The following is a 14,190-nucleotide window of genomic DNA, read 5'->3' as shown; positions in this document are numbered from 1 at the left end:
GGGCTGGGCACGGCCCCGCCGGCGCCCGGCCCGGCGGCACGGGCCACACGCCCTCACTTCCGGTACAACGCCTCGATCTCCCCCGCGAAGTCCCGCGCGATCGCGTCCCGCTTCAGCTTCAGCGACGGCGTCAGGTGGCCCTTCTCCTCCGTGAAGTCCACCGGCAGGACCGTGAACTTACGGATCGACTCCGCGCGGGAGACCAGGCGGTTCGCCTCGTCGACCGCCTTCTGGAGCGAGGTGCGCAGGTCCTCGTCATCGACCAGGTCCCGCATCGGGATGTCCTGCTTCTTCGTCATCCGGCGCCAGTGCTGGAGGCCGTCCGGCTCCAGGGTGATCAGGGCGGTGACGAACGAGCGGTTGTCGCCGACGACCATGCACTGGCTGACCAGGGGGTGGGCGCGCAGCCAGTCCTCCAGCGGGGCCGGGGTGACGTTCTTGCCGCCCGACGTGATGATGATGTCCTTCTTGCGGCCCGTGATCGTCAGATAGCCGTCCTCGTCCAGTGCGCCCAGGTCGCCCGTGGGGAACCAGTCGTCCGGCAGGAGCGCCGGGGTCACCTCCGCCCGTTCGCCGTCCCAGTAGCCCCGGAAGACCTGGCCGCCCCGCAGCAGCACCTCGCCGTCCTCCGCGATGCGCACCGATGTCCCGGGCAGTGGCCAACCGACCGTGCCCAGGCGGGGTTTGAGGGGCGGGGTCACCGTGTGGGCGGCCGTGGTCTCCGTGAGTCCGTAGCCCTCGAAGATGCCGATGCCCGCGCCCTCGTAGAACGCGGCGAGCCGGCGGCCGAGCGGGGAGCCGCCGCAGATGACGTACCGGACCCGGCCGCCGAGCGCCGCCCGGATACGACGGTAGACCAGCGGGTCGTACAGGGCGCGGGCGGCGCGCAGCCCGAGGCCGGGGCCGGGTCCGGTGCCGTGTTCGGCGGCCTCGACCGCCTTGCCGTAGCGCTGGGCTATGCGGGCCGCCCGGTCGAACGAGGAGGCCCGGCCCATCTTCTCGGCCGTCGCCCGGCCCGTGTTGTAGACCTTCTCCAGGACGTACGGGATGGCGAGCAGGAAGGTCGGACGGAAGCCCGCCAGGTCGGCCAGGAGGTCCTCGGTCCGGATGGACGGGGCGTGGCCCAGGCGCACCCGCGCCCGCATGCAGCCGATCGCCACCATGCGGCCGAAGACGTGCGAGAGAGGGAGGAAGAGGAGGGTGGAGGCCGGGTCCTGCGAGACCGACTTGAAGACCGGATGGAGGAGTTCGATCGCGTTGTCGACCTCGGCGAAGAAGTTGCCGTGGGTCAGGACGCAGCCCTTCGGGCGGCCCGTGGTGCCCGAGGTGTAGATCAGGGTGGCGGGGGTGTCCGGTTCCAGGGAGACCCGGCGGGCCGTCACCGCCGCGTCCGGGATGTCCTTGCCGAGGGACTTCAGTCGGCCGATCGCCCCCGTGTCGAACTGCCACAGGTGTGCCAGGTCGCCGAGTTGCCTGCGCTCCTGGCTGATCAGGCGGCCCTGTTCCTTCGTCTCCACCGCGCAGGCCACCGCGCCCGAGTTCTGGAGGATCCAGCGGGCCTGGAAGGCGGAGGAGGTCGGGTAGATGGGGACCGTCACCAGGCCCGCCGCCCAGGACGCGAAGTCCAGCAGCGTCCACTCGTACGTCGTCCGGGCCATGATCGCGACCCGGTCACCCGCCCGCAGGCCCTCCGCCATCAGGCCCTTGGCCACCGCCAGCACCTCGGCGGCGAACTCTGCGGCGCTCACGTCCCGCCACTCGCCCCCGGCGTCCTTGCGGCTGAGCACCGGGTCGGACGGGGCCTGACGGGCGTTGTCGAACGGGATCTCGGCGAGCGAGCCGCGCGTCACGGTCGGTGCGAACTTCGGTACGGAGACCTCCCGGACGCTCCCGTCGGGGCCTCGCTTCTTCGTCGGCTCGACCAGAACGGGCGTGGCTTCGGGGGCGGTCGCGGCGGCGGAAGGTGGCGTTGACACGTGCGGCTCCTCGGTTCGGGGGTCGGGCGGGTCGGTTCGCCGGGTCGTCCGTCCGGCTGGGGTCTCGGGGAGAGGCTGGCGGGTCAGGGGCGTTCGAGGATGGCCGTCACCCCCTGGCCGCCCGCCGCGCAGAGGGAGATCAGGCCCCGGCCCGGCGCGTCCCGTTCCGCGAGGAGTTTGGCCAGGGTGGCGACGATCCGGGCGCCCGTCGCGGCGAAGGGGTGGCCGGTGGCCAGGGAGGACCCGGCCACGTTGAGGCGGGTCCGGTCCACCGGCGCCAGGCCCTGCCCCTCCCAGGACGCGAGGGTGGCCAGCACCTGGGAGGCGAACGCCTCGTGGATCTCGTACAGGTCGAAGTCCTCGATGCCCAGCCCGGCCCGCTCCAGCAGGCGCGGCACCGCGTAGGCCGGGGCCATGAGGAGGCCGTCGTCGCCGTTCACGTAGTCCACGGCCGCCGTCTCGTACAGGGAGAGGTAGGCGAGCGGCTCCAGGCCCCGCTCCCGCGCCCACTCCTCCGTCGCCAGCAGGACCGTCGCCGCCCCGTCCGTCAGCGGGGTCGAATTCCCGGCTGTCATGGTGGGGTTGGGGCCGGACGTCCCGAACACCGGTTTCAACCGCGCCAGTTTCTCGACCGTCGACCCCGGGCGGAGGTTCTGGTCGCGGTCCAGGCCCCGGTACGGGACCACCAGGTCGTCCAGGAAGCCCCGTTCGTACGCTGCCGCCAGCCGCTGGTGGCTGGTGGCTGCCAGCAGGTCCTGGTCCTGGCGGCTCACCGCCCAGCGGCGGGCGGTGACGGCGGCGTGCTCGCCCATCGACAGCCCGGTGCGGGGTTCGGCGTTGCGCGGGATGTCCGGAACGAGGTGACGGGGGCGGACGGCGGACAGGGCCTTGAGGCGGGCGGGCGTCGTCCTCGCCCGGCGGGCGGCGAGCAGGATGCGGCGCAGTTCGTCGTTGACGCCGAGCGGGGCGTCGCTGGTGGTGTCGGAGCCGCCGGCGATCGCGGAGTCGGCGGACCCGAGCGCGATCGTGTTCGCGGCGGCGATCACGGCCTGGAGGCCCGTGCCGCAGGCCTGCTGGATGTCGTACGCCGGGGTGCGCGGGTCGAGCGCGGAGCCGAGGACCGTCTCCCTCGCCAGGTTGAAGTCGCGGCTGTGCTTGAGGACCGCGCCCGCCACGAACGCCCCGACCCGGTCCCCGGCCAGGCCGTGGCGCTCCACGAGGCCGTCGAGCGCGGCCGTCAGCAGGTCCTGGTTGGAGGCGGTGGCGTACGGGCCGTCGGAGCGGGCGAAGGGGGTGCGGCTGCCGCCGATGACCGCGACGCGGCGCGGCTGGGGCAGGGCGAGGGGGATCGACGGGCGCGGTGTCGTCACCGTGACCATCTCGTCTCGGTCGGTCCGGGATTGTTCATCTCGACCAGCTCCTGACTCTTAAGTAACCTTACTCAAGAGTAAATCTACGACCGAGCAGGGAGTCAGGACAATGGCCGATCGCTATCTGCACCTCACCGGCACAGCACCCGGCCGCTTCCTCACCCGGCGGCTCGGCCTGCCGCAGCCCGCCCCGCTGCGCCGCTGGACCCTTGAGACCCCCCGCCTGGACGGGCCGCTGCTGCACCTGACCGCCGGGACCTCGGCGATCCGGGACGGGCTGGCGAAGGTGCTGGCCACGACCGGGCTCACCGTCGAGGAGCGGGCGGAGCGGCCCGCCGGGATCGTCCTGGACGCCACGGGGGTCACCTCCACCCGGGGACTCGCCGAGGTGCACGCGGCCCTGCATCCCGTCGTACGGTCGCTGGCTCCCGGTGGCCGGATCGTCGTCCTCGGCACGCCGCCAGCCGTAGAGGACCACCATCAGGCCGCCGCCCAGCAGGCGTTGGAGGGTTTCGTCCGGTCGCTGGGCAAGGAGGTCGGGCGGGGCTCCACGGTCCAGCTCGTGCGGCTGCCGGCCGACGGGACGCCGGAAGCCGCCGAGTCCACCCTCCACTTCCTCCTCTCTCCCCGCTCCGCGTACGTCAGCGGCCAGGTGATCGAGCTGACCGCCGCCGCACCCGGCCCCGTGCCCGACCGGGCCGCCCCGCTCGCAGGCCGCACCGCCCTCGTCACCGGCGCGGCCCGGGGCATCGGCGCGTCCGTCGCCTCGGTGCTCGCCCGCGACGGGGCGCACGTGATCGTGCTGGACGTCCCCGGGGCCCGGGACGACCTGGTGCGCACCGCCGACCGGCTCGGGGCCACCGCGCTGCCGCTGGACATCACCGCTCCCGACGCCGCGGCCCGCATCGCCGCCGCCGCTCCGGACGGGCTCGACGTCCTCGTCCACAACGCGGGCATCACCCGCGACCGCCGCCTCGCCAACATGCCCGCCGAACGCTGGGCCCAGGTCATCGAGGTCAACCTCGGCAGCGTGCTCCGCACCACCGACGAACTGCTGGCCGCGGGCGCCCTGAACCGGGGCGGCCGGATCGTCGCCACCGCCTCCATCGCGGGCATCGCGGGCAACGACGGCCAGACCAACTACGCGGCCAGCAAGGCGGGCGTCATCGGCCTCGTCCGCTCGCTCGGCCCGCGCGCCGCCGCCAAGCACGGCGTCACCGTCAACGCGGTGGCCCCCGGCTTCATCGAGACGAGGATGACCGCCGCCGTGCCCTTCCTCATCCGCGAGGCGGGCCGCCGGATGAACTCCCTCTCCCAGGGCGGGCTTCCGGCCGACGTCGCCGAGGCCGTCGCCTGGTTCGCCCAGCCCGCCTCCGGCGCCGTCAACGGCCAGGTGCTGCGCGTCTGCGGCCAGAGCCTGCTGGGGGCGTGAGTCCGATGACCTCACTCAGCGCCTCGCTCGCGCTCGGGGCCCTCAGCTCGCCGTTCAAGCGCGCCGGACGCCCGGACGCCACCCTGCCCCCCGGCCGCCTCACCCGCCCGGCCGCGCCCGTGGCGCCCGGCCCCCTCGCCGCGTACGGGAGGATCTGCGGGTTCCCGGAAACCGGGCCGCTGCCGCTCACGTATCCGCATGTGCCGGCCTTCCCGCTCACCATGCGGCTGATGACCGGACGCGCCTTCCCGCTGCCGGTGCTCGGGCTCGTCCACACCTGGATCGAGATCACCCCCCACCGGACCGTGCGGCCGACCGAACCACTCGAACTGACGGTGTACGCACAGAAGTTGACTCCACATCGGCGCGGCACCGAGGTCACGATGGCGACCGAGGCGCGGGTGGCCGGGGAGCTGGTGTGGGAGTCCCGCAGCGGCTATCTGTCCCGCCACCGGCAGGCGAAGCGGGAGGGGGCCGCACCGGACCGCGCCACACCGGACCGGGCGACAGCCGCGCCGGGGGCCGGCCCGGTCACCGCCGCCGCCCCGGCCGCCGGCGGCCTGCCCGACCGCGCCGAGTGGCGGCTGCCCGAGGATCTGGGACGGCGGTACGGAGCCGTCTCCGGGGACCGCAACCCGATCCATCTGCATCCGCTGACCGCCCGGCTGTTCGGCTTCCCCCGGGCCATCGCGCACGGCATGTGGACGGTGGCCCGCTGCCTGGCCGAGGCCGGCGACCCGGCCGGAATCCGTTTCGTACGGGCCGAGTTCAAGGCCCCCGTCCTGCTGCCCGCCACCGTGACGTACGCGGCCGACGCCGCCGGGAGCGTCTTCGCCCTACGGAGCGGGAGCGGGCACGTGCACCTCGTTGGGTTGGTGTCCCGGGAGGCTTCCTAGGAAGCCGGGGGCTGCCAGGGCCGGGCGTGCATCAGGTTCTCCAGGCCCGCCCAGGCGAAGTTCATGAGGGTCGCCGCGGCCTCCTTCGCCGAGACGTCCGGGGTGTCGTTGGCCCAGCCGGCCAGCGACTCCGCGGCCCCCACCAACGCCTGCGCGAGCCCCGCCACATCCCGGTCCGCGAGTGCGGGGTCGCTGTGCGCTTCGCGGGCGGCGGCCCCGATCAGACCCGTCACGAACGCGACGATCTCGTCCCGCATGGCGCCGAGCTCGCTGACGAACGGCTCCCCGTGCGAACGCGCCTGGCGGTGCAGGACCGACCAGCCGTCCGGGTTCTCGGCGGTGTGGAGGAAGAACGCCCGCAGCCCCGCCCACAGTTGGCCGTCGGCGGGCAACCCCGGCTCCACCCCGGCCCGCACCGCTTCCAGCAGGGCGTTCGCCTCGCGGCGGATGCAGGCGGAGAACAGCTCCTCCTTGGAATTCAGGTAGAGGTAGACCAACGGCTTGGACACACCCGCCAGCTCCGCGATCTCGTCCATCGACGCGGCCCCGTAGCCGCGCTGCCCGAACGTCCGCACCGCGGCGTCCATCATCTGCCGCTCGCGCACGGCGCGCGGCATCCGTTTGCTCTTCACTGCACCCATGTCGATCCTCCCCGCCCCCACTGCCCTGCTCCCGCCCCAGGGTACGGCGGCGCGCGGCCCGGCGTGGCGGAGAACGATCACCCTCGGCGCGGTCGGCCCGGTGCGACCGGCGGAGGAGAGGGGTCATCCCCTGGTCCGACAGCGGGTCCACCCGGCGTCCGATGTGCCCGCAAGGTCGCCTGCCTAGCGTTGCGGACATGACGATCTCCCTCCGCAACAGACCGGCCGGGGTCGCCGCGACCGCCGCGGCGCTCGCGCTGACCGCTCTGGCCGCGCTGGCCATGGCCGCGCCCGCCTCGGCGTCCGGCCCGGCGCAGTCCACCTCCTTAACCCCCGCCTCCGCCGCCCCCGGCGACCTGGCCGAGCCGTCCCCGCCGACGCTCCCCCACCCCACCGGCCGGTACCACACCGGCCGCGACACCCTGTTCCTGACCGACCACGCCCGCACCGACCCGTGGGTACCGGCCGCCGGGCCGCGCCGGCTGCCGGTGTCGCTGAACTACCCGGCCCGCCCCGGCACCGGCGGCGACCCGGCCCCGTACATGACGCGGGAAGAGGCGCGGCTGATGCTCGCGCAACGCGGTCTCGGGGACGTCGTGCCGCCCGAGCTGGTCAGCGGTATCGGCGCCCATGCCCGTACGGCGGCCCGCCCGGCCCCGGGACGCTTCCCACTGGTCCTGCTCTCCCCCGGCTTCGGCACGCCCAGGGCCACGCTGACCGGGCTCGCGGAGGAACTGGCGAGCCGGGGTTACGTCGTGGCGACGGTGGACCATCCGTACGAGTCGGCCGGCACGGAACTGCCCGACGGGCGGGTCCTCACCTGTGCGGCCTGCGACAAGGTGGCCGCACAGCCCGACGAGGCCGCGCGGCGGAAGGTCCTGGCCGACGTCTCCGCCGGGCGGGCCGACGACTTCTCGTTCCTGCTGGACCGGCTGACCGGCCCGGCCCCGGCGTGGCGGCACGCCGGGACGATCGACGCGCGCCGGGTGGGGATGGCGGGCCACTCCATCGGGGGCAACGCGGCCGCCTCCACGATGGCCGCCGACCGCCGGGTGGACGCGGGGGTCAACATGGACGGCATGTTCTTCGACCCGGCCCCCGTGCGGGGACTGGACGGGCGGCCGTTCCTGATGCTGGGCACCGACCCCGGGCACGGCCCCGGCGGCGGCGACACGTCCTGGGACGACGCCTGGGACCGGCTGGACGGCTTCAAGCGGTGGCTGACGGTGCGGGACTCCGGGCACTTCACCTTCACCGACACCCCGGAGATCGGTGAGCAGCTCGGCATCGAGGACCCGGACGCGCCGCTCTCCGCCGCCCGCTCGACCACGATCACCAGGAGCTATGTGACGGCCTTCTTCGACCGGAGCCTGCGCGGCCGGCCGGCCCGGCTGCTGGACGGCCCGACCCCGGCCAACCCCGAGGTCCTCTTCCAGCGCCCCTGACCGGGCGCGGGGCCCCAGGACACGACCGTGCCCCCGGCCCACGTACGGAAACGTGGGCCGGGGGCGCGGTCGTGCTGCGGGGCGGGCGTCGCCCGCGAGGTCACGCGGGGGCCGGCAGGGTCAGCTTCTGCTCGGCGTCGCGGACGTCGTCCTGGCCGAAGGAGTCGATCGGGGAGGACGAGGCGGAGTTGTACGCGTCGTGGTCGAGGATCTTCTCCCGGGCCGAGACGATCACCGGGACCAGCGCCTGGCCGGCGACGTTGGTGGCGGTGCGCATCATGTCCAGGATCGGGTCGATCGCCATGAGCAGGCCGACGCCCTCCAGCGGGAGGCCCAGCGTGGACAGGGTGAGGGTCAGCATGACCGTGGCGCCGGTGAGACCGGCGGTGGCCGCCGAGCCGATCACCGAGACGAAGGCGATCAGGACGTAGTCGCCGATGCCCAGCTGCACGTCGAAGATCTGCGCGATGAAGATCGCCGCCAGCGCCGGGTAGATCGCGGCGCAGCCGTCCATCTTCGTGGTCGCGCCGAACGGGACGGCGAAGGAGGCGTACTCCTTCGGAACGCCGAGGCGCTCGGTGACCCGCTGGGTGACCGGCATGGTGCCGACCGAGGAGCGGGAGACGAAGGCGAGCTGGATCGCGGGCCAGGCGCCCTTGAAGAACTGGAGCGGGCTGACCTTGGCGACGGTGGCCAGGAGCAGCGGGTAGACGCCGAACATCACCAGGGCGCAGCCGATGTAGACGTCGGCGGTGAACGTCGCGTACTTGCCGATGAGGTCCCAGCCGTAGTCGGCGATCGCGTAGCCGATGAGACCGACGGTGCCGATCGGGGCGAGGCGGATGACCCACCACAGGGCCTTCTGGAGCAGCTCCAGGATCGACTGGCTGAGGGTGAGGATCGGCTTGGCCTTCTCGCCGAGCTTGAGGGCGGCGATACCGGCGACGGCGGCCATGAACACGATCTGGAGCACGTTCAGTTCGGTGAACGGCGTGATCACGTTGTCCGGGACGATGCCGGTCAGGAAGTCGATCCAGCTGCCCTTGGTCTCGGAGAGCTCACCGTCCTTCGGCGTGAGGCCGGTGCCGGAGCCCGGGTTGGTGATCAGACCGATCGCGAGGCCGATGGCGACCGCGATCAGCGAGGTGATCATGAACCAGAGCAGGGTGCGGGTCGCGAGCCGGGCGGCGTTGTTGACCTGGCGCAGGTTGGTGATCGACACGAGGATCGCGAAGAAGACCAGCGGGGCGACGGCCAGCTTCAGCAGCTGGACGAAGAGCGAGCCGATCTCGTCGAGGGTGGTGACGAGCCAGCCGATGTCCTGGCTGCGGGCCAGCCAGCCGAGCAGCACGCCGAGCACCAGGCCGATGACGATCTGGGCCCAGAACGGGAACCTGGATATACGGGGGCGAGACCCGGAGCCGGTGGGCTCCTCGGCCTCGGGGGCGGCGGACGCGGGGTTCGCGGACACGGACACACTCCAACTGGGGACGCAGCGGGACGCACGGAGGCAGTCCGTGCGGTCGTGCGGTGGAACGGGGACGGGGTCGCGGCGCCCGCGTCGAGGGGCGGCGCCGCTGCATGATGCCGTATCAGACCTCGCGGCAACAGACCGCGGACATACAGCGGCAGAGATCGACATGCAGGCGCGCCACGAGCGGGATGCTCACGGCATGACGGAGGCGCACAGCTGTCTTCATGTCGAATACGTTAACACTTGAACTTTGGGAACCTCAAAGCCTTTCTTTGGCTGCCGGGCATGGCTCCGCAGGGCAGAAAGGCCGAAAAGATGCTGGAGAACAGCGGAGAACGCCGCGGACCCCGGTGCTGGAGCCTGTTGGCTCCCGCCCGGGGTCCGGCGGAGAAGGGTGCGCGCGGCGCGCGTGTGTGTGAGGAAGCTTACGTGGCACCTACAGGCGCTACTGGACCGCGTCCTCGCGGGTGCGGTTGGCGTCGAGGCGCGCCTTGGTGCGGTCGACGCTGGAGACGATCTGCTCGGACATCTCGTCGCGCTGCCTGCGCAGCAGCACGTAGCTGAGCGGGGCGGAGAGGAGGAGGCCGAGGAGGATCACCCAGACGACGTTGGAGCCCCCGAGCCCTGCGGGCACCAGCCCGAAGTGGACGGCGACACCGGCGGCGAGGAAGCAGCCGACGAAGATCAGCAGGCGCAACGCCGTGTAACGGATCAACGCGCTCGGCTTGGCAGCGGACACGGCTGGCCCTCTCTCTTCCCTTGGACTCTCGACACACTTCTGCCCGTCCAGTGAAGCATGGCCCGAATTCTCTCGGTTCAGGGGGTTGCCGGGCCCGCCGTGAGCCCTCGGCTCACGAGAGCTCCGGGCCCAGCGGCAGCAGCATGACGATGTCGTCCCGGTCGTCGCCGGGGGCGACCCGGATCGCGTCCGGCACCCGGCCGACCTCCTTGTAGCCGCAGGCGGCGTAGAAGCGGTCGGCGCCGGTGCCGCCCCGGCAGGTGAGGCGGATCGCCTCGATGCCCTCGACGGAGCGGGCCGCGTCGGCGGCGGCGGCCATCAGGTCGCGGCCGTACCCCTTGCCCTGGTGGCGGGGGTGGACCATGACGGTGTAGAGCCACAGCCAGTGCTTCATCAGCCGGTGGTCGTTGAGGGTGAGGAAGGCGGTGGCGGCGACGGCGCCCTCCTCGTCGCGGCCGACGAGGAGTCGGGCGCGGCCCTGCTCGATGGCCACGAGGTGCTTGAGCAGGTCGGGCCGGATCTCCTCGGCCGTGACGGGCGGCACGAAGCCGACGGCTCCGCCCGCGTTGGTGACATCGGCCCAGAGGGCGGTGATGCCGTCGCGCAGGGCGGGGGTGAACGAGGGATCCACGTCGAAGGTAAGTGCCATAGAGGCAGACTAACCATTACCGGCAGCAGGGCTCAACCTTGTCCGAAACACGAGAAAGCCCCGGCCGGGGACGGCGGCCGGGGCTTTCGCCCGGAGCGGGGTCTGGGCTTTCGCCCGGAGCGGGGTCGGGCGGGGTGGGCGTCAGACGCGCATCGGCTGCGGCGACTCGCGCCGGCCCGCCTCCGGACCCGGGTACTCGCGCAGGATCTCGTACCGGGTGTTCCGCTCGACCGGCCGGAAACCGGCGTCGCGGATCAGGTCCAGCAGGTCCTCGCGGCCGAGCTTGTTCGGCGTGCCGAAGTCGTCGGCGTCGTGCGTGATCTTGTACTCGACGACCGAGCCGTCCATGTCGTCCGCGCCATGCTGGAGCGCGAGCTGAGCGGTCTGCACACCGTGCATCACCCAGAACACCTTGACGTGCGGCACGTTGTCGAAGAGCAGCCGGGAGACCGCGAAGGTCTTCAGCGCCTCGGCGCCGGTCGCCATCGTGGTGCGGGCCTGGAGCTTGTTGCGGACCTTGCCGTCCTTCATGTCCACGAAGTCGTGCTGGTAGCGCAGCGGGATGAAGACCTGGAAGCCGCCGGTCTCGTCCTGCATCTCCCGCAGCCTCAGCACGTGGTCGACGCGGTGACGGGGCTCCTCGATGTGCCCGTACAGCATCGTCGCGGGGGTCTTGAGCCCCTTCTCGTGCGCGAGGCGGTGGATGCGCGACCAGTCCTCCCAGTGGGTGCGGTGGTCGACGATGTGCTGGCGGACCTCCCAGTCGAAGATCTCCGCGCCGCCGCCGGTCAGCGATTCGAGGCCGGCCTCGATCAGCTCGTCGAGGATCTCGGAGGCCGAGAGGCCGGAGATCGTCTCGAAGTGGTGGATCTCCGTCGCCGTGAACGCCTTCAGCGCGACGTCCGGGAGGGCTTCCTTGAGCGCGCTGAGCGAGCGCGGGTAGTAGCGCCACGGCAGCGTCGGGTGGAGTCCGTTGACGATGTGCAGCTCGGTGAGGCTCTCGCCCTCCATCGCCTTGGCGAGGCGGACGGCCTCCTCGATGCGCATCGTGTACGCGTCCTTCTCGCCCGGCTTGCGCTGGAACGAGCAGTACGCGCACGAGGCGGTGCACACGTTGGTCATGTTGAGGTGGCGGTTCACGTTGAAGTGCACCACGTCGCCGTTCTTGCGCGTGCGCACCTCGTGCGCAAGACCGCCCAGCCACGCCAGGTCGTCGGACGCGTACAGGGCGACCCCGTCCTCGCGGGTCAGCCGCTCGCCGGCCCGGACCTTCTCCTCCAGCTCGCGCTTGAGTCCCGCGTCCACTAGGGCGCCTCCCATATCTCCGTGTATCAGACTCCGGCCAACCGTACTCCCCCACCTTTCGGGCAGGAGGCGCCCCCTCTACGGCGCTCCGCGCCTACGCCTCTTCGGGCAGTTCCCCGACCCGGTTCTCCCACTTGGTGGACAGCACGATCGTCGTACGCGTCCGGGAGACGCCCTTCGTACCGCTGAGGCGGCGGATCGTCTTCTCCAGCCCGTCCACGTCCCCGACCCGGACCTTCAGCATGTACGAGTCGTCGCCCGCGATGAACCAGGCGTCCTCGATCTCCGCGAGGTCCTTCAGCCGGCGCGCCACGTCCTCGTGGTCGGCCGCGTCCGAGAGCGAGATCCCGATCAGCGCGGTCACGCCGAGCCCCAGCGACGCGGAGTCGACGGTGGCGCGGTAGCCGGTGATGACCCCGGCGGTTTCCAGCCGGTTGATGCGGTCGGTGACGCTGGGGCCGGAGAGCCCCACGAGCCGTCCCAGCTCGGCGTACGAGGCCCTGCCGTTCTCCCTGAGGGCCTGGATGAGCTGCCTGTCCACCGCGTCCATATGACTGAAACCTTCCATTGTTCAGCAGTACCGCGAGTTTACGTGTAGAATCTAAGGCATGCAGGGCTGAAGCCCTGCAAATCTTCTAGAACATCCAAGAAACGCTTTCGAATCTTCAGGAGTGAACTTCACCGTGTACACGATCGAGATGGCCTACGCCCGGATGCGCGAGCTGCAGGACCTGGCCAACCGCTCGCGTGCCCACCAGCCCGCCGCCGCGCACCGCGTCGACAAGACCCGCACCCCGCGCGCGCACAAGCAGCGCTGACCAGGGCCTACCGGTCCTGAGGGTCTCGGGAACCGCCACCGAGCTCTCCTTCCCAACGGCGGTACAGCCGGTGCGGCACGCCTCCCGCGTCCAGCACCCGGCCCGCGACGAAGTCCACGAGATCCTGGATGTGCGTCGCACCCGCGTAGAACGCCGGAGAGGCGGGCAGCACGATCGCGCCCGCCTCGTCCAGGGCCACCATCTGCTTCAACGTCTGGCCGCTCAGCGGAGTCTCGCGCACCGCGACGACGAGCGGGCGGCGCTCCTTGAGCGTCACGCTCGCGGCCCGCTGGAGCAGATCCTTCGACAGACCGAGCGCCACTCCGGCCACACAGGCCGTCGAGGCCGGCACGATGAGCATCCCCTTCGCCGGGTACGACCCGGAGGACGGCCCGGCCGCCAGATCACCGGCGGACCAGTGGCGTACGCGCTCCAGCTCCGCGTCCCCGACCACGAACGCGTCCGGCTTCCCGTCGGCCCCCCGCTCCAGCCAGGTCCGCAGGTCCTCGCGCCAGTGCCCGTCCCGGAACGCGATGCCGGTCTCGTCCAGCAGCGTCAGCCGCGAGGCCCGGCTCACCACCAGGTCCACACTCTCGCCCGCCGCCAGCAGCCCGCGCAGGACCGCCGCCGCGAACGGGGTACCCGAAGCACCGGACACCCCGACAATCCAAGGCCGCCGCTGCTGATGAGTCACTGAAGTCCTGGATTCCACACCTGCGAGCCTATCCGGCACCCCCTCGCGCCCGGCACCCGGAACCGGGCGGGCGCCGCAGACGTTCACCGGGTGACGGGCAACCGGGGGCAGGGGCAGACCATGGGCGATTACTGGACCACCGACCGCACCACGGGCAACGGCGCCACCGGCAGCGCACGGGCCCTGACCGCCGGACTCCTGATGGCGGGCTGGGTGGCCCTGCTCTGGGTCCTCGAAGGGATCGACACGGCCACGGGCAACGCCCTGGACACCTACGGCATCAGCCCGCGCGAGGCGGCGGAGCTGCGCGACGTGGTGCCCGCCGCGTTCCTGCACAGCGGTTGGGAGCACCTGGCCTCCAACAGCGTCCCGCTGCTGGTCCTCGGCTTCATCGCCGCCCTCGCGGGGCTGCGCCGGTTCGCCGCCGTCGTCGTGACGATCATCCTGGTCAGCGGCCTCGGCGTCTGGCTGACCGCCCCGGCGAACACGATCACGCTCGGCGCGTCCGGCGTGGTCTTCGGGCTGCTCGGCTATCTACTGGTCCGCGGCTTCGTGGACCGCCGCCCCTGGGACGTCCTCATAGGCGTCGGCGTCGCCGTGGTCTACGGCTCGCTGCTGTGGGGCGTCCTGCCGACCGACTCGGGCGTCAGCTGGCAGGGCCACCTGTTCGGGCTGGCCGGCGGGGTGGCCGCGGCCTTCCTCTTCCGCCGCCCGCGCCGCGCACCGGACAACCTGGTCACGGTCTGAGGGG

Annotated in this window: 14 protein-coding genes; 5 read left to right on the top strand and 9 right to left on the bottom strand. The window is 72.2% G+C overall.

Features of this window, described 5'->3' with window-relative positions:
* Nucleotides 1-53 precede the first annotated feature (53 nt).
* Nucleotides 54-1,976 (bottom strand): AMP-dependent synthetase/ligase, encoded by a 1,923-nt coding sequence (locus ACIRJT_RS11915; protein WP_403907656.1) that lies wholly within the window; start codon nt 1,974-1,976, stop codon nt 54-56.
* Between the two features lie 83 nt (nt 1,977-2,059).
* Nucleotides 2,060-3,355: an acetyl-CoA C-acetyltransferase gene (locus tag ACIRJT_RS11910; RefSeq protein WP_403907654.1), complete on the bottom strand. Its 1,296-nt coding sequence runs from the start codon at nt 3,353-3,355 to the stop codon at nt 2,060-2,062.
* 100 nt (nt 3,356-3,455) lie between these two features.
* Between ACIRJT_RS11910 and ACIRJT_RS11905 the strand changes: the two genes are divergently transcribed.
* Complete coding sequence (locus ACIRJT_RS11905; protein ID WP_403907652.1) at nt 3,456-4,778, top strand: 3-oxoacyl-ACP reductase; 1,323 nt, start codon at nt 3,456-3,458, stop codon at nt 4,776-4,778.
* Nucleotides 4,779-4,783: 5 nt separating this feature from the next.
* Nucleotides 4,784-5,674 carry a MaoC family dehydratase gene (locus tag ACIRJT_RS11900; RefSeq protein ID WP_403907650.1) on the top strand — a complete coding sequence of 297 codons (891 nt, stop codon included), beginning with the start codon at nt 4,784-4,786 and terminating at the stop codon, nt 5,672-5,674.
* On the opposite strand, the gene ACIRJT_RS11895 is transcribed toward ACIRJT_RS11900, so the two are convergent.
* Nucleotides 5,671-6,315 carry a TetR/AcrR family transcriptional regulator gene (locus ACIRJT_RS11895; RefSeq protein WP_403907648.1) on the bottom strand — a complete coding sequence of 215 codons (645 nt, stop codon included), beginning with the start codon at nt 6,313-6,315 and terminating at the stop codon, nt 5,671-5,673. The genes ACIRJT_RS11900 and ACIRJT_RS11895 overlap by 4 nt on opposite strands.
* A 197-nt stretch (nt 6,316-6,512) precedes the next feature.
* On the opposite strand from ACIRJT_RS11895, the gene ACIRJT_RS11890 reads away from it, so the two are divergent.
* On the top strand, nt 6,513-7,760 hold the full coding sequence (locus ACIRJT_RS11890; RefSeq protein WP_403907646.1) for an alpha/beta hydrolase family protein: 1,248 nt from the start codon (nt 6,513-6,515) through the stop codon (nt 7,758-7,760).
* 100 nt (nt 7,761-7,860) lie between these two features.
* Here the strand turns inward: ACIRJT_RS11890 and ACIRJT_RS11885 are convergent, their stop codons facing one another.
* From ACIRJT_RS11885 to ACIRJT_RS11865, 5 genes are all read right to left on the bottom strand, one after another.
* The gene (locus tag ACIRJT_RS11885; RefSeq protein WP_403907644.1) at nt 7,861-9,231 is read right to left on the bottom strand and encodes a dicarboxylate/amino acid:cation symporter; all 1,371 of its coding nucleotides are present in this window, start codon (nt 9,229-9,231) and stop codon (nt 7,861-7,863) included.
* A 448-nt stretch (nt 9,232-9,679) separates the two neighbouring features.
* A complete protein-coding gene (locus ACIRJT_RS11880) occupies nt 9,680-9,973 on the bottom strand; it encodes a DUF4229 domain-containing protein (protein ID WP_403907642.1) in 294 nt (97 codons plus the stop codon).
* Nucleotides 9,974-10,085: 112 nt separating this feature from the next.
* Nucleotides 10,086-10,622, bottom strand: coding sequence for a GNAT family N-acetyltransferase (locus ACIRJT_RS11875; RefSeq protein WP_403907640.1), 537 nt, complete (start codon nt 10,620-10,622; stop codon nt 10,086-10,088).
* Nucleotides 10,623-10,763: 141 nt separating this feature from the next.
* Nucleotides 10,764-11,927, bottom strand: coding sequence for an aminofutalosine synthase MqnE (gene mqnE, locus ACIRJT_RS11870; RefSeq protein WP_403908233.1), 1,164 nt, complete (start codon nt 11,925-11,927; stop codon nt 10,764-10,766).
* 94 nt (nt 11,928-12,021) lie between these two features.
* Entirely contained in the window at nt 12,022-12,477 is a 456-nt protein-coding gene (locus ACIRJT_RS11865; RefSeq protein WP_003968405.1) for an Lrp/AsnC family transcriptional regulator, read from the bottom strand.
* A gap of 121 nt (nt 12,478-12,598) precedes the next feature.
* Between ACIRJT_RS11865 and ACIRJT_RS11860 the strand changes: the two genes are divergently transcribed.
* On the top strand, nt 12,599-12,745 hold the full coding sequence (locus ACIRJT_RS11860; protein WP_179892168.1) for a hypothetical protein: 147 nt from the start codon (nt 12,599-12,601) through the stop codon (nt 12,743-12,745).
* Nucleotides 12,746-12,752: 7 nt separating this feature from the next.
* Here the strand turns inward: ACIRJT_RS11860 and ACIRJT_RS11855 are convergent, their stop codons facing one another.
* Entirely contained in the window at nt 12,753-13,439 is a 687-nt protein-coding gene (locus ACIRJT_RS11855) for a UbiX family flavin prenyltransferase (RefSeq protein WP_403907638.1), read from the bottom strand.
* A 120-nt stretch (nt 13,440-13,559) separates the two neighbouring features.
* Here ACIRJT_RS11855 and ACIRJT_RS11850 point away from each other — a divergent pair, with 120 nt between their 5' ends.
* The gene (locus tag ACIRJT_RS11850) at nt 13,560-14,186 is read left to right on the top strand and encodes a rhomboid family intramembrane serine protease (protein WP_403908231.1); all 627 of its coding nucleotides are present in this window, start codon (nt 13,560-13,562) and stop codon (nt 14,184-14,186) included.
* Nucleotides 14,187-14,190: the final 4 nt, after the last annotated feature.

The organism is Streptomyces sp. NPDC102283 (assembly GCF_044766265.1).
Taxonomy (GTDB): Bacteria; Actinomycetota; Actinomycetes; order Streptomycetales; family Streptomycetaceae; genus Streptomyces.
The sequence above is the reverse complement of the archived record's forward strand: the minus strand, read 5'-3'. Positions and strand labels throughout refer to the sequence as shown.